The sequence below is a fragment of the Kitasatospora sp. NPDC059327 genome (assembly GCF_042752535.1).
GTDB lineage: Bacteria > Actinomycetota > Actinomycetes > Streptomycetales > Streptomycetaceae > Kitasatospora.
Genome location: NZ_JBHYYB010000025.1, coordinates 13424 through 35755, shown reverse-complemented (window position 1 = coordinate 35755; position 22332 = coordinate 13424). Strand labels below are relative to the sequence as shown.

Here is a 22332-nt window from a genome sequence, read left to right as displayed (position 1 = left end):
GAGTGGTGGGTGGTCGGTGGTGGGTGGTGGGTGGTCAGCCGGAACAGGCCGGCGTGCTCGCGGGCTCCTCGCCGAGCGAGGTCCGGACGAGGCGGTCGACGAGGAACTCGGCGAGCGCCGCCACGGTCGGCCGGGCCAGCAGGTCGGCCAGGCCGAACTCGCCGGAGAACTCCGCCCGGATCCGCTGGAGCAGCGACAGCGCGAGCAGCGAGTGGCCGCCGAGGTCGAAGAAGTTCTCGTCGATCCCGAGCGCGGGCAGGCCCAGCACGTCGCTGAACGCCGCGTGCACGGCCTGCTCGCTCGGGTACCTCGGTCCGCGCAGCGGTCCCGCCGCGGTGAAGTCGGTGGCGCTGGGGGCGGGGAGGGCCTTGCGGTCGAGCTTGCCGTTGACGGTCAGCGGAAGCTCGGTGAGCACCACGAACGCCGAGGGCACCATGTACTCGGGCAGCCGGGCGGCCAGCATACGCCGGACCGCGGCGACCTCGATAAGGGTACCCTCACCCGGCACCAGGTAGGCGACCAGGCGCTTGACGCCCGGGGTGTCCTCACGGACCACCACCGCGGCCTGCGCGACCGACGGATCGAGCGCGACGGCGTCCTCGATCTCACCGGGCTCCACCCGGTACCCCCGGATCTTCACCTGGTCGTCCGCCCGGCCCAGGAAGTCCAGCAGACCGTCCTGACGCCAACGCACCACATCACCCGTGCGGTACATCCGCGCACCCGGCTCACCGAACGGATCCGCGACGAACCGCTCCGCCGTCAACCCCGCCCGGTTCAGGTAACCCCGCGCCAGACCCACACCCGAGACGTACAGCTCACCCGCCACACCCACCGGCACCGGCCGCAGATACGCGTCCAGCACATGCGCCCGGGTGTTCCAGATCGGCCGGCCCACCGTCGCCGTCGCCGAGTCCAGCGTGCCACCACCCAACGTGTTGATGGTGTACTCGGTCGGCCCGTACAGGTTGTACCCCATCACCCCCGGCGTCTCGCGCAACCGCGACCACAGCGTCTCCGCCACCGCCTCACCACCCAGCAGCACCAGCACCGGACGGTGCCGCCCCTCGTCCAACAGGCCGGACTCCACCAGGGCCTGGGCGTAGGACGGGGTGACGTTGATGACGTCGATGGCGTAGTCGGCGCAGTAGGCGGAGAGCGCCTCGGCGTCGCGGCGCAGCGCCTCGTCCATCACGTGGACCTCGTGGCCCTCGACCAGCCAGAGCAGTTCCTCCCACGACATGTCGAAGGAGAACGAGACCGTGTGCGCGATCCGCAGCCGACGGCCGCCCGCGGACTCCACCACCGGGTCGAAGATCGCCTCACGGTGGTTCAACTGCATGTTCGTCAGACCCCGGTACGGCGTGACCACACCCTTCGGCCGGCCCGTCGAACCCGAGGTGAAGATCACATACGCCGGACTGTCCTGGTCCACCACCACCCCCAACGGGGCGTCCGGCAGCACCGACAACTCCGCCACCACCTCGGGCGAGTCCAGCAGGACCTTCACCACCCCGGCGGCCTCCGGCATCCGGGCGATCGCGGTCGAGTCCGTCACCAGGCAGACCGGGGCGGTGTCCTCCACCATGAACGCCAGCCGGTCCACCGGGTAGTCCAGCTCCAACGGCAGGTACGCCGCACCCGTACGCAACACCGCGAACAGCGCCGCCACCATCTCCAACGAACGCGGCAGCCCCAACGCCACCACCTTCTCCGGCCCCGCCCCCCGCGCCACGAACAGACGCGCCAACCGGTTCACCCGCGCGTCCAACTCCGCGTACGACCACGACACCCCACCGAACACCAACGCCGTCTCGCCCGGCACCAACGCCGCACGCTCCGCCAACAGATCCGCCACCGTCGACCCCGGCAACCCACGACCCGTCGCCGCCCACTCCCCCAACACCAACCCACGCTCCCGCACCGTCAACACGTCCAGGGCGCCGATCCGGCGGTGCGGGTCGGCCGCGACCTGCTCCAGCAGGGCGAGCAGCCGCTCGACCAACGCCTCGGCGGTGGTGCGGTCGTAGAGGTCGGCCGCGTACTCGAAGGCGATGTCGATCTCCTCCGCGGCGGAGGTCTCCTCGAAGTTGAAGTCGAGTTCGAACTTGGCGGCGCCCAGCTCGAAGGGCAGGATCCGGCTCTCCAGGCCGAGCAGGCGCCCGGCCTGGCCGTCGTTGTGCTGGTAGCCGAGCATCACCTGGAACAGCGGGTGCCGGCCGGGCACGCGCGGCGGGTTGACCGCCTCGACCAGGCGGTCGAAGGGCAGGTCCTGGTGGGCGAAGGCCGCCAGGTCGGTGTCCCGGGTACGGGCCAGCAGCTCGGCGAAGGTCGGGTCGCCGGCCAGGTCGTTGCGCAGTACCAGGGTGTTGACGAAGAAGCCGACCAGTCCGTCGAGCGCGCTGTCGGACCGCCCGGCGACGGGTGCGCCGAGGGGGATGTCCGTGCCGGCGCCCAGGCGGTGCAGCAGGGTGGCCACGGCCGCCTGGAGCACCATGAAGGTGGTGGTGCCGGTGGCCCGGGCCGCCTCGCGCAGGCCGCGGTAGACCGCCGGGGGGACCTGTCCGCGCACGGTGTCGCCGCGATGGGCCGCCACCGGCCTGCGCGGGTGGTCGGTCGGCAGCGGGAGCTCCTCCGGCAGCCCGGCGAGCGCCTGCTTCCAGTAGCCGGCCTGCCGGGTGTGCAGGCTCCGCTCGTCCTCGGCCGAGCCGAGCAGCTCCTGCTGCCACAGGGTGTAGTCGGCGTACTGGACCGGCAGCGGCGCCCAGCTGGGGGTGCGGCCGTCGGTGTGCGCCGTGTAGGCGGTGGTGAGGTCCTCGACGAAGGGGAGCATCGACCACTCGTCACCCGCGATGTGGTGGAACAGCACCACCACCACGTGGTCCTCCGGGGCGAGCTCCAGCAGGCTGACGCGCAGCGGCAGTTCGGCGGAGAGGTCGAAGCCGTGGCGCACCGCGGCCTCGACGTCGGCGTCCAGGGTCGCGGGCGAGGACCGCACCACGTGGACGGCGGCCTCGGCGGCCGGCGCGTCCAGGATCCGCTGGTGGACGTCGCCGTCACGCTCGGTGAAGACGGTGCGCAGGCTCTCGTGGCGCTGGGTCACCGAGCGGACGGCCGCCCCCAGGGCGGCCCGGTCGAGCGGGCCGCTGACCCGGACGACCAGGGGCACGTTGTAGGTGGCCCCGGAGCCGTCCAGGTTCTGCAGGAACCACATCCGGCGCTGGGCGTGCGAGAGCGGCAGGTCGGCCGGGCGCTCGCGGCGGCCCAGGGCGGGGCGCGGGTCGTCGGCGGCGCCGGCCCGGTGGGCCAGCCCGGCCGGGGTGGGGGCCTCGAAGAGGTCCCGGACGGTCAGCCCGGCGCCGCCGGGCAGCGCGCGGATCCGGCTGATCAGCCGGGTGGCCAGCAGGGAGTGGCCGCCGAGGTCGAAGAAGTGGTCCTCGGGGCCGACCTCGGTGAGGCCGAGCACCTCGGCGAAGGCCCCGCAGAGGATCTCCTCGCGGGCGTCGCGCGGGGCGCGGCCGGTGCCGGTACCGGTGCTGGCGGGGGCGGGGAGGGCCTTGCGGTCGAGCTTGCCGTTGACGGTCAGCGGCAGCGCGTCGAGCAGCACGAACGCCGAGGGCACCATGTACTCGGGCAGCCGGGCGGCGAGTTCGTTGCGGACGGCGGCGAGGTCCACGGCCGTCGCGGCGGGGACGAGGTAGGCGACCAGGCGCTTGACGCCCGGGGTGTCCTCACGGACCACCACCGCGGCCTGCGCGACCGACGGATCGAGCGCGACGGCGTCCTCGATCTCACCGGGCTCCACCCGGTACCCCCGGATCTTCACCTGGTCGTCCGCCCGGCCCAGGAAGTCCAGCAGACCGTCCTGACGCCAACGCACCACATCACCTGTGCGGTACATCCGCGCACCCGGCTCACCGAACGGATCCGCGACGAACCGCTCCGCCGTCAACCCCGCCCGGTTCAGGTAACCCCGCGCCAGACCCACACCCGACACGTACAGCTCACCCGCCACACCCACCGGCACCGGCCGCAGATACGCGTCCAGCACATGCGCCCGGGTGTTCCAGATCGGCCGGCCCACCGTCGCCGTCGCCGAGTCCAGCGTGCCACCACCCAACGTGTTGATGGTGTACTCGGTCGGCCCGTACAGGTTGTACCCCATCACCCCCGGCGTCTCCCGCAACCGCGACCACAGCGTCTCCGCCACCGCCTCACCACCCAGCAGCACCAGCACCGGACGGTGCCGCCCCTCGTCCAGCAGACCGGACTCCACCAGGGCCTGGGCGTAGGACGGCGTCACGTTGATGACGTCGATCTCGTGCACGTCCAGGTAGTCCGCCAGGCCCTGGGCGTCGCGGCGGTCGTCCTCACCGAGGACGTGGACCTCGTGGCCCTCGACCAGCCAGAGCAGTTCCTCCCACGACATGTCGAAGGAGAACGAGACGGTGTGCGCGATCCGCAGCCGACGGCCGCCCGCGGACTCCACCACCGGGTCGAAGATCGCCTCACGGTGGTTCAACTGCATGTTCGTCAGACCACGGTACGGCGTCACCACACCCTTGGGCCGGCCCGTCGAACCCGAGGTGAAGATCACGTACGCCGGACTGTCCTGGTCCACCACCACCCCCAACGGGGCGTCCGGCAGCACCGCCAGCTCGGCCACCACCTCGGGCGAGTCCAGCAGCAGCACGTCCGGGAACGCGGGCATCTTCGCGGCGGCCGTGGAGTCGGTGACCAGGCAGACCGGGGCGGTGTCCTCGACCATGAACGCCAGCCGGTCCACCGGGTAGTCCAGCTCCAACGGCAGGTACGCCGCACCCGTACGCAACACCGCGAACAGCGCCGCCACCATCTCCAACGAACGCGGCAGCCCCAACGCCACCACCTTCTCCGGCCCCGCACCCCGCGCCACGAACAGCCGCGCCAACCGGTTCACCCGCGCGTCCAACTCCGCGTACGACCACGACACCCCACCGAACACCAACGCCGTCTCGCCCGGCACCAACGCCGCACGCTCCGCCAACAGATCCGCCACCGTCGACCCCGGCAACCCACGACCCGTCGCCGCCCACTCCCCCAACACCAACCCACGCTCCCGCACCGTCAACACGTCGAGCGTGCGGACGGGACGGTCGGGCCGGTCCAGGATCTGGTCCAGCAGGGCGAGCAGCCGCTCGGCGTGCTCCTCGACGACGGAGCGCTCGAAGACGTCCGGGCGGTACTTCCACTCGAAGGTGAGGTGCTCGCCGGGGTTGGTGATGAAGATCAGCGGGAAGTGCGTCGCGTCGACGTCCGTCACCTGCCGCAGGCCCAGGCGCTCGCGCAGACGGTCCCGCAGGCCCTCGTCGGCCGGGGTGTTGCGCAGGACCTGGAGGGTGTCGAACAGCCGGCCGAAGCCGGTGCCGCGCTGGATCTCGCCCAGCCCGGTCTGGTGGTGCGCCAGCAGGGCGCTCTGCTCGCCCTGGAGGCGGGTGAGGAAGGCGGCGACGCCCTCCTCGCCGTCCAGGCGGACCCGGACCGGCACCGTGTTGAGGAACATGCCGATGGTGGCGTCGATCCCGGGCAGCTCGGCCGGGCGGCCGGAGACGGTGGCACCGAACACCACGTCCTCGCGGGCCGTCAGGCCGGCCAGCAGCAGGCCCCAGGCGCCGGAGAGCACGGTGTTGAGGGTCAGGCCGTGCTCCCGGGCGAAGCCGGCCAGCCGCTCGCCCAGCCCGGCGGGGGCGTCCACGACGACCTCCTCCGGCAGCAGCGCGGCCCGCTCGCGGGCCTGCGGGGCGAGCAGCGTCGGCTCGGCCAGGCCCGCCAGCGAGGAGCGCCAGGCCTCCCGGCCGGCCTCCTGGTCCTGGCCGGCCAGCCACCGCAGGAAGTCCCGGTAGGGCAGGCCGGCGGCCGGCGGCCGCTCACCGGCGCACCGGGTCAGCACCTCCTGGAGGAACAGGCCGGAGGACCAGCCGTCCCAGAGCAGCGCGTGGTTGGTGATCAGGACGCGCTGGCCGCCGTCGGGGGCGAGCACCGAGACCAGCCGCAGCAGCGGCGGCGCGGTGAGGTCGAAGCGGGTGAACGCCTCGCGCTCCTTGAGCCGACCCAGTTCGGCCTCGAAGTCGTCCGCGCCGAGGGCCGACAGGTCGATCTCGGTGAGCGGCACGTCGACGGCGCTCGGCAGGAACTGCAGCGGGCGCTCCAGGCCGTCCTGGAGGAAGCCGGCCCGCAGGTTGGGGTGGCTCTCCAGCACGGCGGCCACCGCGCCGCGAAGCACCTCCAGCGGGATCCGGGCGGTCAGCGAGAGCACGTCGCGCGAGGTGTAGACGTCCAGCGCCTGCTCGTCGTAGCCCGCCTCGAACAGCAGGCCCTCCTGGAGCGGGGAAACCGGCCAGACGTCCTCGATCTCCAGCTTGGGCACGGCGGCTCGGACGAGGGCCAGTTCGGCCGCGGCCACCGGGGGCAGCTCGGGCAGCTCGGGGGCGGCGCCGGCCGCCTCGCGACGGTCGGCCAGCTCGGCCAGGGCGGCCGGGGTGCGCCGCTCGAACACGTCGCGCGGGCTGAGCGAGAGGCCCTCCGCGCGGGCGGCGCCGATCAGCCGGATCGAGGAGATGCTGTCGCCGCCGAGGCGGAAGAAGTCGTCCTCGACGCCGGCCCGCGGCAGGCCGAGCACCTCGGCGTACAGGTCGCAGAGCAGCTGCTCGGTCTCGGACTCGGCCTCCCGGCCGGCCGCCAGGCCGGTGTAGGCGAGCGCCTCGTCGGGCAGCGCGGCCCGGTCGAGCTTGCCGTTGACGGTCAGCGGCAGCGCCTCCAGCACCGCGAAGGCGGACGGCACCATGTACCCGGGCAGCCGGGCGCCGAGCGAGTGGTGCAGCTCCTCGGCGTCGATCCGGGCGTCCCGGGCGGGGACGACGTAGGCGACGATGCGGCGGACGGCGCCGGGGCGGACCAGCACGGCGGCCTGGGCGACGCCCGGCTGCTCGGCCAGGGCGGCCTCGATCTCGCCGAGTTCGATCCGGTAGCCGCGGATCTTCACCTGGTCGTCGGTGCGGCCGAGGTACTCCACCTCGCCGTCGGCGCGGCGGCGCACCAGGTCACCGGTGCGGTACATGCGCTCACCGGCGGCGAACGGGTCGGCGACGAACCGGCCGGCGGTCAGACCGGGGCGGTCCAGGTAGCCGCGGGCCAGCTGCGCGCCGGCCAGGTACAGCTCACCGGGCACCCCGGCCGGGACCGGCCGCAGCAGGCCGTCCAGCACATGGGCGCGGGTCCCGCGCAGCGGGCGGCCGATGACCGGGCCGGCGCTGTCCGCGAGGTCGGCGACCAGGGCGTCGACGGTGAACTCGGTCGGGCCGTAGTAGTTGACGGCGGTGACGCCCGCTTCCGCGCGCAGCCTGGTCCAGAGCGGCTCGGGCAGGGCCTCGCCGCCGAGCAGCAGCACGCCGGGGCGGTGCTCGCCGGCCAGCAGACCGCTGTCGAGCAGCTGCTGGGCGTAGGACGGGGTGACGTCCAGGGCGTCGACGCGGTGGGCGCGGGTGTAGCCGACCACCGCCTCGGCGTCCCGGCGGTCGTCCTCGCCGAGGACGTGCAGCTCGTGGCCGCCGATCAGCCAGATCAGCTGCTCCCAGGAGGAGTCGAAGGAGAACGAGGCGGTGTGCAGCGCGCGCAGCCGGGCCCGGCCGGTGGCGCGCAGCGCGTCGGCGAAGGTGGTGGCCAGGTGGTCGTGGATCAGGTTGCCGAGGCCGCGGTGCGGGATCACCACGCCCTTGGGGCGGCCGGTGGAGCCGGAGGTGTGGATGACGTACGCGGCGGCGTCGGGGTGGACGGGCCCGCCGCGTTCGGCGTCGGTGAGCGCTCCGGCGGGCAGCGCGGCGAGGCGGGCGGCGGTCGCCGGGTCGTCCAGCAGCAGCACGGCGGCGCCGGGCACCTCGGGCAGCCGGGCGGCGACCTGGGCGGTGGTCAGGACGACGGCGGGGCGGGCGTCCTCCAGCAGCAGGGCGAGCCGCTCGTCCGGGTGGTCGAGGTCGATCGGCAGGTAGGCGGCGCCGGCGCGCAGGACGGCGAGCAGGGCGGTGACCGACTCGGCGGAGCGGGGCAGCGCGAGGGCGGCGATGTCGTCGGCACCCAGGCCGTGGGCGCGCAGCAGCCGGGCCAGCCGGTCGGCGGCGTCGTCGAGTTCGGCGAAGGACAGCTGGACGGGCGCCGGGCCGCCGGTCAGGCCGGGGCCGACCAGCGCCCGGGTGTCCGGGGTGCGGGCGGCCTGCGCGGCGAAGAGGTCGGCGGCGGTGGCGTCCGGGACGCTGTGCCCGGCGCCGGAGACGGTGGCGGGCAGCGCGGCGCGCTCGGCGGCGTCGAGCAGGTCCAGCCGGGCCAGCGGGGTCTCGGGGTCGGCCGCGAAGGCGGCCAGCAGGCGCAGGAACCGGTCGGCGATCCGGCTGGCCTCGGTCTCGGTGAACAGCTCGGGCCGGTACTCCAGCTCCAGGCGCAGCCGCTCGCCGGGCAGCACGGTCAGGCCCAGCGGGTAGTGGGTGGCGTCGCGGGCGCCGAGCGCGGTGACGGCCAGGCCCTCGACGGTGCCGAGGCTGTCGCGGAGCGCGTCGCCGCCGCCCTGGTAGTTCTCCACCACGAGCAGGGTGTCGAACAGGGCGCCGTCGACCTCGGCCAGCCGCTGGACGGCGCCGAGGCCGAGGTGCTGGTGGGCGATCAGCTCGGCCTGCTCGCGCTGGACGGTCGCGGCGGCGCCGGCCAGGGTGGCGCCGGGGGCGAGCCGCACCCGCACCGGCACCGTGTTGATGAAGAGACCGACCATGGTGTCGGCGCCGGGCAGGTCGTCCGGGCGGCCGGAGACGGTGGTGCCGAAGACCACGTCGGCGGTGCCGGTGAGCGAGCCGAGCAGGACGGCCCACAGGGTGTGGGCGAGGTTGCCGAGGGTCAGGCCCCGGCCGCGGGCGGCCTCGGCGACGGCGGCGGACAGCTCGGGCTCGGCGTGCAGGGTGATCACGGCCGGTTCGACGGCGGTGGCGACGCCGGCGCCGGGGGCGACCGGGTGGGTCTGGGTGAAGCCGGCCAGCGCCGCGCCCCAGGCGGCCTCGGCGGCGGCGGTGTCGCGGGTGGCGAGCAGCGCCAGGTGGTCCTTGTAGGGGCGCACGGCGGGCAGCGCGGCGAGGTCGCCGGCCGATCCGTAGAGCGCCAGCAGCTCGCGGACCAGGATCGGCATGGACCAGCCGTCGAGCAGCAGGTGGTGGCAGGTGATGACGAGCCGGGAGCGGTCCGCGCCCAGCCGCAGCAGGGCCAGCCGCAGCAGCGGCGGGGCGTCCAGCTCGAACCGATGGTGCCAGTCCTGGTCCATCGCGGCCAGGACCGCGCCGTCCTGGTCCGGGCCGGCCAGGGCGGTCAGGTCGACCTCCCGCAGCGGGGTCTCCACCTCCCGCTGGACGAACTGGACGACCGCCTCCGGGTCCTCGTACCAGAACCCGGCCCGCAGGTTGGCGTGCCGCACGAGCAGCGCGTCGACGGCGGCGGCCAGCCGGTCGCCGTCGACCGGGCCGGCCAGGTCGAGGTGCGACTGCACGACGTAGACGTCGCGTGCCTCGTCGTCGTAGAGCGCGTGGAAGAGCAGCCCCTCCTGGAGGGAGGAGAGCGGGTAGACGTCCTCCAGGGCCGACGCGGCCGGGGCCTGGGCCTGGGAGTCGTCGATCGGTGCGGTGGCGTCGTTCATCACGGGGTTCTCGGTCCTGGGGGTGGGGTGGCGGTCGGTGGTCTCGGGGCCGGGTTCGCGGTTCATCGGCGGCGCCTGCGCAGCCGCGACTCCAACTTGTCGATCTGGGTCTGCTTGAGCCGGACGAGGTCGAGGTCGGACGGGGTCACCCCGCCCGCGTCGCCGCCGGCGGCGTGCCGGGCGAGGGCGTCGAGCGCGGCGAACCAGGAGTCGGCCAGCGCCGCCACCTCGTCCTCGCCGAGCAGCGCGCCCGGCCAGCTCCACTCGACGGCCAGCTCCGGGCGGCCGTCCGGGCCGGTGGCGACGACCGCGTCGATCTCCAGCGGGTAGCCGGCCGCCATCAGCGGGTCGGGCCCGGCCGCGGCGGTCACCGCGGTGCGCTCGTCCTGCGGGGCGAACGGCCAGCCGCCCTGCGGTCCGGCGCCGTTGTCGGTCCGGCCGCGGTAGTTGAACAGCACCTCGGAGCGGGGCACCGCGGCCAGCAGCGGCGCGGTCTGCGCGTTGAGGTGGCGCAGCAGGCCGAAGCCCAGGCCCCGGTCGGGGGCGGCCCGCAGCTGCTCCTTGACCTGCTTGAGCGCCTGTCCGGCGGTCTCGCCGCCGGTCATCGCCTCGGCCGGGTCCAGCCCGGTGAGGTCGAGCCGGACGGGGTACACGGTGGTGAACCAGCCGACGGTGCGGGCGAGGTCGGGGGTGAGCCCGGCGGACTCGCTGCCGCCCCGGCCGTGGCCCTCCAGGTCGATCCGGACGGCCGGCGCGGTGCCCGGGCGGGCCGCGGCCACGCCGAGGGCGAGGCCGGCCAGCAGCACGTCGTCCACGCCGGCGCCGAACGACTGCGGGAGGACGGTCAGCAGGGGCTCGGTGCGGTCGGCGGGCAGGGTGCGGCGCAGCGTGCGCAGGGTGGCGACGGTGTCCCGGGCCGGGTCGGCGGCGAGGGTGCCGAGCGGGCCGGCCGGGCCGTCGAGGGCGTCCCGCCACTGCCGGGCCTCGGCGATCCGGCCGCGCTCGTGGGCGTGCGCGAGGAGCCGCTCGGACCAGGCGCGCAGGCTGTGTGCCTCGGGTTCGAGGGCGGGCCGGCCGCCGGCCGCCAGCGCCTCGTAGGCGGTGCGCAGGCCGGGCAGCAGGGTCCGCCAGGAGACGCCGTCGACGGCGAGGTGGTGGACGGTCAGCAGCAGTCGGCCGTCGGTGTCCGGGCCGGCGTCGAACCAGACGGCGCGCAGTACCCGGCCGGTTCCGGGGTCGAGCTCCGCCGCGGCGGCGTCGGCCTCGCGGGCGAGCAGGGCGGCCCGCTCCTCGGGGCCCGCGTCCCGGGCGTCGACCCGGCGCAGGGTGTGCGGGTCGGTCAGGGCCGGGGCCCGGTCGGCGGCCAGGACCTCCTGGGTCCAGAGCCCGTCGGTGCGGTCCAGCCGCAGGCGCAGCGCCGGGTGGCGGGCGGCGAGGGCGGCCAGCGCGTCCCGCAGCGGCCGCTCCCGCAGCCCGGCCGGGACGGTCAGCAGCACGGACTGGTTGAACCGGTCGATCGGTCCGCCGCGCTCGCGCAGCCAGTGCACCACCGGCAGGGCGGGCAGTTCGCCGTCGGCCGGCGGCGTGACGGCCGACGGGCCGGCGGGTGCCGGGGCGGCGGGCGTGCCCAGCCCCTTGGCGGCGGCGAGCGCGGCCGGGGTCGGGTACTGGAAGACGTCCTTGGCGGCGATCGGGAAACCCGCCGCGCGGGCCCGGCTGACCAGTTGGATGGAGACGATGCTGTCGCCGCCGAGAGCGAAGAAGTTCTCCTCCTCGCCGACCTCGGGCAGGCCCAGCACCTCGGCGAAGACCCTGGCCAGCGAGCGGCCCGGGGTCTGCCCGGCGGTGGCCGGGGCGGCGACGGCGCGGCGGGCCGGGTCGGGCAGCGCCTTGCGGTCGAGCTTGCCGTTGACGCTCAGCGGCAGCGCGTCCAGCACGGTGACGGCGGCCGGGACCATGTGCTCGGGCAGCGTCGCGGCGACCGCGGCGCGGACGGCGTCGCCGCCGACCGAGGCGCCCGGCTGCGGGACGACGTAGCCGAACAGCTGGCGGGCCCCGCCCTCGGTGACGGCACGGGCGACGACCGCCGCCTGGGCCACGCCGGGCGCGGCGGCCAGCGCCGCCTCCACCTCGCCGAGTTCGATCCGGAAGCCGCGGATCTTCACCTGGTCGTCGGTGCGGCCGAGGTACTCCACCTCGCCGTCGACGAGGCGGCGCACCAGGTCGCCGGTGCGGTACATCCGCCCCCCGCCTTCGGCCGGGGGGACCCCCACACCGGCGGCGAACGGGTCGGCGACGAACCGGCCGGCGGTCAGGCCGGGGCGGCCCAGGTAGCCGCGGGCCAGCTGGACGCCGGCCAGGTACAGCTCGCCGGGCACGCCGACCGGGACCGGCCGCAGCCGGGCGTCCAGCACGTACAGGCGGGTGTTCCAGACGGGGCGTCCGATCGGGACGACGCCGGACCCGGCCCAGGCCCGGTGGTAGGTGACGTCCACGGCGGCCTCGGTGGGCCCGTAGAGGTTGTGCAGCTCGATCTGCGGCCACAGGGCGGCGAAGCGCTCGACCGCGGCGGGGGGCAGGGCCTCGCCGGAGCAGAACACCCGGCGCACGCCGGCGAAGCGGTCCCGGACGGTGCGGTCGGACTCGGCCACCGCGGTGAAGGCGGTCAGCATGGACGGCACGAAGTGCGCGGTGGAGATGCCCGCGCCGGCGGCGAGGGCGGCCAGGTACGCCGGGTCCCGGTGACCGCCGGGTTCGGCCAGCACCACGCGGGCGCCGCTGACCAGCGGCAGGAAGAACTCCCAGACCGAGACGTCGAAGCTGGCCGGGGTCTTCTGCAGGATCCGGTCCTGCGGGGTGATGCTGTAGACCTCGCGCATCCAGTCGAGCCGGTTGACGATCGCCCGGTGGGGGACGAGGACGCCCTTGGGGCGGCCGGTCGAGCCGGAGGTGAAGATCACGTAGGCGGGGTGGTCCGGCTCCGGGGCGGCCGGCTCGGCCTGCGGCCCGTCGGCGTCGACGTCGAGCACCGGCACGCCGGGGACGGCGGGCAGCGCACCGGCCGCGCCGGGCACGGTGAGCACGCACACCGGGGCGGCGTCCTCGACCATCGCGGCCAGCCGGTCGGCCGGGTACTCGGTGTCCAGCGGCAGGTAGGCGGCGCCGGACTTGAGCACCGCGAGCAGGGCGACCATCAGCTCCGCCGAGCGGGGCACGGCGACCGCGACGATCCGGTCCGGGCCGGCGCCGTGGCCGGCCAGCACCCGGGCGAGCCGGGAGGCGCGCTCGTCGAGGCCGCGGTAGGTGAGTTCGGTCCCCTCGAAGACCACGGCGACGGCGTCGGGCGTGGCGGCGACCCGCTCGGCGATCCGGGTCACCAGGGTGCCCGGCGCCACCTCGCGGTCGGTGGCGTTCCACTCCCCCGCGAGGCCGCGCCGCTCCTGGGCACCGGTCAGCTCGATCCGGGCGGCCGGGCGGTCCGGCGCGGCCAGCGCCTGCTCCAGCACCCGCAGCAGCCGGAAGCCGAACAGCCGGCCGGTGGAGCGGTGGAAGAGGTCGCTCGCGTAGATGACCGTGAGGTCGGTGTGGTCGCCGTCGGCGGACTCCACGAAGGTGAACGCCAGGTCGAAGCGGGCCGCGTGGACCGGGTCGGGCAGCAGCGCGGTGCGGGCGCCCAGCAGGCGGTCCAGGCCGCCGGCCTCCTTGCGGTGCTGCACCATCACCTGGAACAGCGGGTGGCGGCCGAGCGAGCGCTCCGGGTTGACGATCTCGACCAGCCGGTCGAACGGCAGGTCCTGGTGGGCGAGCGCGCCCAGCACGCTCTCCCGGGAGCGGGCCACCAGCTCGTCGAAGGTCGGCTCACCGGCGAGGTCGTGCCGCAGCACCAGGGTGTTGACGAAGAAGCCCACGACCGGCTCCAGCACCTCGTCGGCGCGCCCGGCGACCGGGGTGCCGAGCGCCACGTCGGTGGTGCCGGCGAGCCCGCCGAGCAGCAGCGCGGCGGCCGCCTGGGTGACCATGAACGGCGTCGCGCCGGTGCGCTGGGCGTAGCCGCGCAGCGCCTGGTGCAGGGTGTCGGGCAGCCGCAGCCGGACCGCGCCGCCCCGGCCGGTGGCCTCGGCGGGCCTCGGCCGGTCGGTGGGCAGGGCGAGTTCGGCCGGCAGCGCGGCCAGTCGCCCGGTCCAGTAGCGGGCCTGGGCGGCGGCGGTGCCGTCCGGGTCGGCGAGCAGGTCCGCCTGCCAGAGCGCGTGGTCGGCGTACTGCAGCGGCAGCGGCTCGAAGACCGGCGCGGTCCCGGCCAGGCGGGCGGCGTAGGCGTGGTCGAGGTCGCGCAGCAGCACCCCCTCGGACCACTCGTCACCCGCGATGTGGTGCAGCGCCACGCTCAGCACCGACCGCTCGGGCCCCGCGGTGAGCAGGGTGGCGCGGACCGGGATCTCCTCGGCGAGCTCGAAGGCGTACGCGCCGGCGGCGGCCACCGCCTCGTCGAGGCGGCCCGCGGCGACCTCCGCCGCGGTGAAGGGCACGCCGGCCTGCTCGGGGGTCAGGACGCGCTGGTGGGGCCGGCCGTCCCGGTCGGGGAAGACGGTCCGCAGCGCCTCGTGCCGGGCCAGCACGTCGCCGAAGGCGGCCCGCAGGGCCTCGGCGTCGACGGCGCCGTCGATCCGCAGCGCGCACGGGATGGTGTACGCGGTGCTGGGGCCCTCCAACCGGTACAGGAACCAGAGCCGGGCCTGGGCCGCGGACAGCGGCAGCGGCTCGGGGCGCGGCCGGGCCGCCGGGGCGGGGCGGTCGGTGGCGGCGGTGGCCAGCCGGGCGGCGAGGGCGGCGGGGGTGCGGCTCTCGAAGAGGTCCCGCACGGCGACCTCGACCCGCAGGGCGGCGCGGAGCCGGCCGACCACCCGGGTGGCGAGCAGGGAGTGCCCGCCGAGGTCGAAGAAGTCGTCCTCGACTCCCGCCCCCGGCAGGCCGAGCACATCGGCGAAGACACCGCAGACGACGGCCTCGCGCTCGTCGCGCGGGGCACGGCCGGCCGGTGCCGCGAAGGCGCCGGCCTCCGGTTCGGGCAGGGCCTGCCGGTCGAGCTTGCCGTTGACGTTCAGCGGCAGGACCGGCAGCACCGCGATCGCGGCCGGGACCATGTACTCGGGCAGCTCCGCCGCCAGTGCGCGGCGCAGCGCGGCCGGGTCGGCCTCGGTACCGGGCGCCGGGACGACGTAGCCGATCAGGCGCTTGACGCCGGTGGCGGTGGAGCGGGCCAGCACGGCGGCCCGGGCGACGCCCGGCAGGGCGGCGAGCGCGGCCTCGACCTCGCCCGGCTCGACCCGGAAACCGCGGATCTTCACCTGGTCGTCGTCGCGGCCCAGGTAGTCCAGCGTGCCGTCGGCGCGCCACCGGACCACGTCGCCGGTGCGGTACATGCGCTCGCCGTCGCCGAACGGGCAGGCGACGAACCGGCCGGCGGTCAGGCCCGGGCGGTTGCCGTAGCCGCGGGCCAGGCCCTGCCCCGCGATGTACAGCTCGCCGGGCACGCCGGCCGGGACGGGCCGCAGCCGGGCGTCCAGCACGTAGACCCGGGTGTTGCCGATCGGGCGGCCGACGAACGGGGTGGGGCTCTCGTCCAGGGCGGCGCCGAGGGTGTCGACGGTGTACTCGGTCGGACCGTAGAAGTTGTGGCCGAGCACGCCCTCGGTCTCCCGGATCCGGGTCCACAGGGCGTCGTCGACGGCCTCGCCGCCGACCAGGAAGAGCAGCGGGCGGTGCTCGGCGGAGTCCAGCAGGCCCCATTCGACCAGCTGGCGGCCGAACGACGGGGTCACGTCCAGGGTGTCGATCCGGTCGGCGAGCAGCCGGGCGGCCAGGGCCTGCGGGTCACGGCGCAGGTCCTCGCCGTAGACGTGCAGTTCGTGGCCGCGGATCAGCCAGAGCAGCTGCTCCCAGGAGGAGTCGAAGGAGAACGAGGCGGTGTGCGCGGCCCGCAGCCGGCGCCCGCCGGCGGCCTCCTCGGCCCGGGCGAAGACCGTCCCGCCGTGGTGCTCCAGCATGTTGGCCAGGCCCCGGTGCGGCACCTGGACGCCCTTGGGGCGGCCGGTGGAGCCGGAGGTGTGGATGACGTAGGCCAGGTCGTCGGGGTCGGGGCGGACGGGGTCGGCGTCCAGCGCGCCGAGCCGGTCGGTGGTCAGGGTGCCCAGGCCGTAGCCGGCGAGGGCGGGGCGGGTGCGGGCGACCTCCCCGGTGGTCAGGGTGACCAGCGGTTCGGCGTCGGCGAGCATCAGGGTGATCCGCTCGTCCGGGTGGTCGAGGTCGACCGGCAGGTAGGCGGCGCCGGACTTCAGCACACCCAGCAGGGCCGCCACGAGCTCGGCCGAACGGGGCAGGGCCAGCGCGACCACGTGCCCCGGGCGGGCGCCGAGCGCGGCGAGGTGGCGGGCGGTCAGGTCGACCCGCCCGGCCAGCTCGGCGTAGCTGAGGCGCTGGTCGCCGAAGACGACGGCGGTCTCGTCGGGGGTCGCGGCGACCCGGGCCTCGAAGGCGTCGAGGACGGTACCGGCGGGGACGTCCCGGGCGGTGGCGTTCCAGTCGCGCAGCAGCGTGTCGCGCTCCGGCCCGTCCAGGATGTCCAGCGCGCCGACCGGCGTCCGCGGCGCGGTGGCGACGGCCTCCAGCAGTCGCAGCAGGCGGGCGCCGACGGCGGCGGCCTGTTCGGCGGTGAACACGTCGGCCCGGTACTCGACGGTGAGCTGCGGTGCCTCGCCGGGGAGGGTGAGGACGGTCAGCGGGTAGTGGGTGGCGCCCCGGTTGCCGATCCCGGCGACCCGCAGGCCGCGGGCGGTCAGCCGGTCGGGGTCGACCGGGTAGTTCTCGAAGACCAGCAGGGTGTCGAACAGGGTGCCGTGCCCGGCGAGCGCCTGGATGTCGGCCAGTCCGAGGTACTGGTGGTCGAGCAGGGCGGACTGCTGGGCCTGGAGGCGGGTCAGCGCCTCGACGGCGGGCTCGTCCTCCTCGGGCCGGAAGCGGACCGGCACGGTGTTGCTGAACAGGCCCACCATGGACTCCACCCCGGGCAGGTCGCCGGGGCGGCCGGAGACCGTGGCGCCGAAGACCACGTCGGCGCGGCCGGTGAGGCGGCCGAGCAGGATCGCCCAGGCGCCCTGCACCATCGTGTTGAGGGTCAGTCCGTGCGCGCGGGCGGTGCCGGTGAGCGCCGCCGCGAGCGCGGCGGACAGCGGCAGGTGGATCTCGGCGCCGGCGGCGGCCGGTCCGCCGGCCGGGCGGCCCAGGGTGTCGGCCAGCAGGGTGGGCGCCGCCAGGCCGGTCAGCGCCTCGCGCCAGGCGAGCGTGTCGGCGCCGGCGTCCCGGGCGGCCAGCCAGCCGAGGTGGTCCGCGTACGGGGTGGTGGCGGGCAGCGCGGTGCCCGCTCCGCCGTCGCCGTAGGCGGTGACCAGCTCGCGCAGCAGGACCGGGGTGGACCAGCCGTCCATCACGATGTGGTGGCGGGTCAGCACCAGGCGGTGGTGGTCCGCGCCGAGGGTGACGAGGGCGCAGCGCACCAGTGGCGGCCGGGCGAGGTCGAACCGGCGGGAGGCCTCCTCGTCCTCGATCCGGGCGATCCCGGTGGCCTGCCGGTCGGCGGGCAGCGCGGTGAGGTCGTGCGCGGTCCAGGGCACCGTGACCGCTTCGGCGACCAGCTGCAGCGGGTGCTCGCCGATCGCGGTGAAGCCGGAGCGCAGCGCGGAGTGCCGGTTGACGACGGCGTCCACCGCCCGGCGCAGGGCCGGGAGGTCGAGCGGGCCGCGCAGGTCGAGCGAGGTGAGCGAGGTGTAGAGGTCGTCGGCGCCCGACTCCCGCTGGTACAGGGCGTGGAAGAGCAGGCCCTCCTGGAGCGGGGAGAGCGGCAGTACGTCGACGGTGCCGGGGTGCTCGGCGGCGATCCGGTCCAGCAGCGGCTGGGTGACGGCGGCCAGCGGGACGTCGGTGGGGGTGAGCCCGCCGGCGCCGGGGCGGTCGGCGTACGCGGCGAGGGCGTCCAGCGCGGCGAACCAGCGCTCGGCGAGGTCGCGGACGGCCTCCTCGGTCAGGACGCCGTGCGGCCAGGACAGGGTGACGGCGAGTTCGGCGCCGGCGGGGCCGTCGTGGACGAACGCGCCGATCTCCAGGGCGTGGGCGGCGGGCAGCTCCGGGTCGGCTCCGGCGGCGACGGCGTCGCCGGCCGCGCGGGCGGGCGTCCAGTCGGCGCCGTCCGCGGTGAAGCGGCCGAGGTAGTTGAAGAGCAGCTGGGGCTGGTCGGCGTCGGCCAGGGCCGGGCCGGAGACCGGGTCCAGGTAGCGGAGCAGGCCGTAGCCGGCGCCGGCGTTCGGCAGGGCGCGCAGCTGCTCCTTGACCAGTGCCAGGGCGCGCCCGGCGGCGGCGCCGCCGGCCAGCGCGTCGTCGAGGTCGAGGCCGGCCAGGTCGAGGCGGGCCGGGAACTCGGTGGTCAGCCAGCCCACGGTGCGGGTGGTGTCGGCGCCCGGGACGAGCAGGTCCTCGCGGCCGTGGCCCTCCAGCCGCAGCAACAGGTCGGCGCGGGCACCGGCACCGTGTCGGTCGCGGCGGCGGCCGAGCAGGGCGAGGGCGAGACCGGCGAGCAGGGTGTGGTCCACCCCGGCCCGGTGGCTGGCGGGCACCGCGGTGAGCAGCGGGGCGGTGCGGGCGGCGGGCAGCGTGAGGCGCAGCCGCCGGGTGGTGGCGGCGGTGTCGCGGGCGGGGTCCAGCGGGCGGTCACCGAGCAGCGGGCCGGCGCCGTCGGCCAGGACGGCCTGCCAGCGGGGCAGTTCGGCGCGGACCGGGTCGCCGGTGGCCGCCTCGGCGAGGCCGAGGGCCCAGCCGCGCGGCGAGGTGGCGACCGGGTCGAGCGGGCGGCCCTCGTAGGCGGCGCGCAGGTCCGGGAGCAGGATGCGCCAGGAGACGCCGTCGACGGCCAGGTGGTGGGCGGCGAGGACGAGCAGGCCCGGGGTGTCGGGGCCGGCGTCCAGGTGGACGGCGCGCAGCACGACGCCCTGCTCGGGGTCGAGCCCGTCGACGGCGGCCTCCCGCTCGGCCGCGGCGGCGGCGGTCAGCTCCTGCGGAGCGACGGTGCGGTGGCGCAGCCGGGCGGCGGCGGGGGCGCTGCCGATGGGCCGGACCTCCTGGGTCCAGGCGCCGTCCGCGGCGACGTGCAGGCGCAGCCGCAGGGCGTCGTGGTGGTCGGTCAGGGTGTCCAGGGCGGCGGCGAGGCGGGTGTGGTCGAGACCGGCCGGGACGGTGACCACGGTGTGCTGGCTGAACCGGGTGACCGGGCCGCCGCGCTCCCGCAGCCAGGCGCTGATCGCGGTGGCGGGCAGCGGGCCGGTGCGCTCGACGCCGGGCGTGCGGGCCGCCGGGGCGCTCCGCTCGGCGACGGCGGCGATCCGGGCCACGGTGCGCCGTTCGAAGACGACCCGGGGGGTGAGGGCGAGGCCGGCCCCGCGGGCGCGGCTGCCGAGCTGGATGGCGGAGATGCTGTCGCCGCCGAGCGAGAAGAAGTTGTCGTCGACGCCGACCGTGTCCAGGCCGAGGACCTCGGCGACGAGTTCGGCGAGGATCCGTTCGGCGTCGGTGCGCGGGGCCCGGGCGGCACCGTCGGCGGCCTGCCGGGGGGCGGGCAGCGCCTTGCGGTCGAGCTTGCCGTTGAGGCTCAGCGGCAGCGCGTCGAGGCCGATCAGGACGGCCGGCACCATGTGCTCGGGCAGCGTGGCGGCGAGCGCGGCGCGCAGCGTCTCCGGGTCGGCCGGCACGGGGGCGACGTAGCCGACCAGCTGGCGGGCGCCGCCGGGGCTGAGCTCGCGGGCGGTGACCGCGGCCTGGGCGACCTCGGGGAGCGCCTCCAGGGCGGCCTCGATCTCGCCGAGTTCGATCCGGAAACCGCGGACCTTGACCTGGTCGTCGGTGCGGCCCAGGTACTCCACGGTGCCGTCGGGGGCCCGGCGGACCAGGTCGCCGGTGCGGTAGAGCCGCTCGCCGTCGGCGAACGGGTCGGCGACGAACCGCTCGGCGGTCAGGCCGGGGCGGCCCAGGTAGCCGCGGGCCAGCTGGACGCCGGCCAGGTACAGCTCGCCGGGCACGCCGACCGGGACCGGCCGCAGCCGGGCGTCCAGCACGTACAGGCGGGTGTTCCAGACGGGGCGTCCGATCGGGACGACGCCGGCGCCGGGCTCGGTGCGGTGGTGGGTGACGTCGACGGCGGCCTCGGTGGGCCCGTACAGGTTGTGCAGCGGGACGTCGGGCAGCGCGGCGTACCAGCGCTCGACCACGTCGCCGGGCAGTGCCTCGCCGGAGCAGAACGCGCGGCGCAGCCCGCCGCAGCCGGCGGCGGCGGTCGGCTCCTCCAGGAAGGCGCGGAGCATCGACGGCACGAAGTGCAGGGTGGTGACGCCGGCTTCGGCGATCAGGGCGGCGAGGTAGGCCGGATCCTTGTGGCCCTCGGGGCGGGCCGGCACGACGGCGGCGCCCTCGCAGAGCGCCCAGAAGAACTCCCAGACGGAGACGTCGAAGCTGGCCGGGGTCTTCTGCAGCACGCGGTCCTCGGGGGTGAGGCGGTAGGCGTGCTGCATCCAGGCGAGGCGGTTGACGATCGCGCGGTGCGACACCACGACGCCCTTGGGGCGGCCGGTGGAGCCGGAGGTGTAGATGACGTAGGCGGCGGAGTCGGGGTCGACGGCCGGCAGTGCGGTCGTGGTGGCTCCGGCGGGGGCCTGTCCGGGGCCGATCAGCACGGCGGCGGCGCGCGCGGCCTCCGGCAGTCGGTCGAGCAGGCCGGGGACGGTGACGACGCGGACCGGGCGGGCGTCCTCGATCATGTAGGCGAGCCGGTCGGCCGGGTAGTCGGCGTCCAGCGGCAGGTAGGCGGCGCCGGTCTTCAGGACGCCCAGCAGGGCGACCATCAGCTCGGCGGAGCGCGGCACGGCGACGGCGACCACGGTGTCCGGGCCGGCGCCGGCGGCGGCCAGCGAGCGGGCCAGGGCGTCGGAGCGCTCGGCGAGCGCCCGGTAGGTGAGCGTCTCGCCCTCGAAGAGGACGGCGGGGGCCTGCGGCGTGGCGGCGACCCGTTCGGCGATCCGGCTGACCAGGGTGCCCTCGCGGACCTCCCGGACGGTGGCGTTCCAGTCGTGCAGCACGGCGGCGCGCTCGGCGTCGGCGAGCAGCGGCTGCTCGCCGATCGGGCGGTCCGGGTCGGCGGCGAGCCGGGTGAGCAGGGCCGCGCAGCGGTGGGCGTGCAGTTCCAGCGCGGCCGGGGTGTAGAGCTCCGGGTTGGCGCCGAACTCCAGCACCAGGCGGTCGTCCGGGGTCTTGGTCACGGACAGCGAGAGGTCGTCGACCGGGCCGGAGGCCAGGGTGACGGTCTGTCCGGGGCTGCCGGCGAAGTCGAGGTCGAGGTCGAAGGGCTTGATGTTGAGCAGCGGCCCGTGCAGTCGGTGGTCGGTGCCGACGAGTCCGAGGTCGCGGCGGATCTCCTCGCCCCGGTGGCGCTGGTGGCGGCGGGTCGCGGTGAGTTCGGCGGCCGAGCGGCGCATCAGGTCGGTGTGGCTGTCGGCGGCGCCGACGGGTATCCGGACGGGCAGGATGTTGACGGCCATGCCGGGTACGCGCAGGGTGCCGGGCGCGGTGCGGGCCATGAAGTGCATGCCGAGCACGACGTCCGGCGCGCCGGTCATCAGGTGCAGGTAGCCGGCGAGCCCGGAGACGGCGGCCTCGGCCCAGGTCGCGCGGGCCGCGCGGGCCGAGGCGAGGACGGCGGCCGAGTCCTCGGCGGTCAGCTCGACGCGGGACTGGAGCGCCGCCGGCGCCGCCTGGGCGGTCGCCTCGGTGAGGCCGACGACGGTGGGGCGGTCCGCGAAGCGGGTGTTCCAGTACTCCCGGCCCTCGGCGGCGGCCGGGCTCGCGAGGTACTCGCGCTCGGCCTCCACCAGGACGGCGAGCGGGCGGAACGGGCTGTCCGGCACGGCGGTCGTGGCGGCGAGCGCGGTGTAGACCTCGGCGACGCGGCGGGTGAAGAGGGCGACGCCGTACCCGTCGACGACCAGGTGGTGGAACCACTGGAACCAGAGGTGCCGGTCCTCGCCGACCCGGACCAGGAGGGCGCCGTGCAGCGGGCCCGCCCCGGGGCCCTCCAGCGGCGTCGGGGCGGCGAGCTGGGCCCGGACGAGCGCGGTGGCGGCGGCCACCGGGTCCGCGGCGGCGCTGGTGTCGAGCCGCGGCAGCTGCCAGGCCGCGTCGTCGAAGGCGCCGGGCGACTGGACGGTGCGGCCCTCGTGCTCGGCGAGCCGGACGTGCAGAGCGTCGGCCTCGGCGAGGGTGCGGCGCAGGGCCCGCTCCAGCAGCGCGGGCTCGAACGGCCCGGTGATCTCGACGTACTGGCCGACGTTGTAGGCCGGGTTGTCCGGGTCGATCCGCTGTGCGGCGAGTACGCCTGCCTGTGCCGCCGTCAATTCCTGGACCGCGGCCGGCTCGACCTGCGTGGTGTTGGTGCCCGCCTGAGGCATGGTCGGCCCTTCCCGGTTCGGTGCGGCCCCGCCGACGGTGCCAGTCCGGGGCGCTCGTTGGTGCGCTGTGGTGCTCGGTGGTGCGCGGTGCTG

General features: G+C 76.0%; 2 protein-coding genes. Both read right to left on the bottom strand.

All coding sequences use genetic code 11. The features are described from left to right. Positions 1-34: 34 nt before the first annotated feature. On the bottom strand, positions 35-9769 hold the full coding sequence (locus tag ACFXHB_RS17490; protein WP_380575166.1) for an amino acid adenylation domain-containing protein: 9735 nt from the start codon (positions 9767-9769) through the stop codon (positions 35-37). Next, the gene (locus ACFXHB_RS17485) at positions 9766-22239 is read right to left on the bottom strand and encodes an amino acid adenylation domain-containing protein (RefSeq protein ID WP_380575165.1); all 12474 of its coding nucleotides are present in this window, start codon (positions 22237-22239) and stop codon (positions 9766-9768) included. The genes ACFXHB_RS17490 and ACFXHB_RS17485 overlap by 4 nt, the downstream gene beginning before the upstream one ends. Positions 22240-22332: the final 93 nt, after the last annotated feature.

Bases quoted from the DNA above. Each gene is read 5' to 3' on its own strand.
- ACFXHB_RS17490 (WP_380575166.1), bottom strand. From the start codon at position 9,769: ATGAACCGCGAACCCGGCCCCGAGACCACCGACCGCCACCCCACCCCC.
- ACFXHB_RS17485 (WP_380575165.1), bottom strand. From the start codon at position 22,239: ATGCCTCAGGCGGGCACCAACACCACGCAGGTCGAGCCGGCCGCGGTC.